The organism is Methylobacterium nigriterrae, from assembly GCF_037106235.1.
In the GTDB taxonomy this organism is placed as follows: Bacteria; Pseudomonadota; Alphaproteobacteria; order Rhizobiales; family Beijerinckiaceae; genus Methylobacterium; species Methylobacterium nigriterrae.
In genome coordinates, this window is sequence record NZ_JBAWTG010000312.1 from 1 (window position 1) to 2,090 (window position 2,090).

The 2,090-nt window shown below is 68.1% G+C and carries 1 protein-coding gene; it reads right to left on the minus strand.

Features of this window, described 5'->3' with window-relative positions:
* A partial coding sequence (locus WDW90_RS36570; RefSeq protein ID WP_336492632.1) for a S8 family serine peptidase occupies positions 1 to 1,888 on the minus strand: 1,888 nt, incomplete at its 3' end.
* Positions 1,889 to 2,090: the final 202 nt, after the last annotated feature.

Genomic DNA, 2,090 nt, shown 5'->3' on the forward strand with positions numbered 1-2,090 from the left:
CATCGAAGGCCTGGATTGCGGCGGCGCTGCTGAGGGGGGCGGCGGTCGTGACGGTGCCATTTGGGCCGAGGGCGACGGTCTGATCGGCAAACTGCACCTGCTCGACGCCTGAGAGCACGTCGAGCTTGCCGTCGGCCCGGCTCAGCTGCCAGGAGCCGTCCGCCTGCTGGTGGAGGCCCCAATCCTGGAGCACGCCCGTCTCCACCAGCGTGTCGAGACCCGCCCCGCCCGTGATGTGGTTGTGACCCTGGCCCGCCACGAAGGTGTCGTTGCCCGCTCCCCCGATGAAGGTGGCCTCGCCGTGCCCGCCGATCAGCACGTTGCCGGCATCGTTGGCAATCAGCGTCACATGCCCGTCACCCGCCACCGCCGTCTTGAACAGGCTGTCCGAGCCCAGCTGCAGGCTATGCCCGGCCAGCGTCGAGGTGGCCCCCGCATGCAGGTCGATCACCGCCTCGCCCGTCGTGGCCGCCGCGTTGATCACGCCCCGGCCCGAGCTGTCGTGCAGGACCGCCCCACCCGCATAGGCATCCGTGAACACGAAGGTGTCGTCGGCAGCCGCCGCATCTGCCCCGTGCAGCGCCAGCGTCGCGCCCGTGAACGTGCCGCTGGCCCCGCTCGCGCCCTCGCTGACGCGCAGGCTCCACTGGCCCGTGCCGATCTCGCCCAGATACGCGTTCGAGGCTAGCGTGAAGGTCTGGTAGGCGGCCGAGCCGCCGGAATGGTTCAGGAGCGTGCTCACCGTGCCGTCGGGCGAGACGAGTTGAACCGTCAGATCGCCGACCCGGCCGTGGCTGCCCTGCAGCGTGATCTCGGCGCTCTCGACGCTGATCGCCTTCGTGACGTTGAAGCTGTAGCTCACGCTGCCGCCGGCCGAGAGGCTCTGGGTCTGGCTGGCTGAGACCGACAGGTTGAGCTCGTTGGCCGAGGTGCTCTGCGCCGTCCAGGTCTCGGCCAGCCGCACGGCGGTGTGGGCGTTGATCACGCCATAGCCGGTGTCGTTGGAGAACGACAGGCCGCCGCCGTTCCAGTGGCTGCCGCCGTTCTGGGTGGTGGCGACGCCGGTGGGCTGCTCGGCCGAGTAGGCCAGGATGGTCTTGACGTCGCGCCAGCCGAGGTTGGGATTGGCCTGCAGCATCAGCGCCACCGTGCCGCTGACCTGGGGGGCAGCCGCCGAGGTTCCGCCGAACTGGTCGGTGGTGTCGCCGGCCGAGTAACCGGCGCTGCCAGCCAGATCCGTGGTGGTGATGGCGCGCGCGCCGCCCGAGGAGGGGGCCGAGACTAGGATCGAGGCGCCGGGATTGGAGTAGGCGGCGACCTGGCCCTCGGAGGTGACAGCCCCGACCGTGATGAGGTGGCGGTCGTTGGTGAAGTTCGACAGATTGGCGTCGCCGCCCGAGGCGCGGATGTTGCCGGCGGCCACGACCTGGTTGGTGCCGAGGCCGTCGCGGCCGTGCTCGGCGGCGTTGGTAAGGCTGGCAAAGAAGCTCGCCCAGGTGGGCAGGGCCTTGTTGACGTAGAGCGCGGCGTCCCAGCCCCAGGAGTTGTTGGTCACATCGAAGCTGGCGGCGTTCGCCATGGTGCCGGCGATGCTGGCGGTGGCCACGCCGACGACCTGGAAGGCGGTGAGGCTGGCGTCATAGGCGACGCCGAGGGGGAGGCCGGCCGAGGGTTTGGCGGAGATGAGGCCGGAGACCGCGGTGGCGTGCTTGGCGCCGTCGTCGAAGATGGCGACCGAGACGCCCTTGCCGGTGACGCTGGCCCAGGCGCTGGCGGCATCGATGCCGGTGGCGGTGTCCTGGAGGTTCCACAGGGCCTGGGAGGGGGTGGCGACGGAGCTCGACTTGAGGGCGATCTGGCTGGCGAGGGTGGCGAAGGAGGTGGGCATCGGTCTGCTCCGAAGAAGTTGGGAGCAGAATGGTGTGCTGGGCTGTCAGAGAGGTTGAGATCCGTAGTTAAGCAAAATGTACCGCGAGAAATAGCCAACAAAACCTCAAGTTATGATCCGATTAACCTCACCATCTGGTAAGATCATCTTGTGTTAAGTGTGTCTGTTGAGGTGTCGCCTCGTTAACTGAACGAGTGGTTAC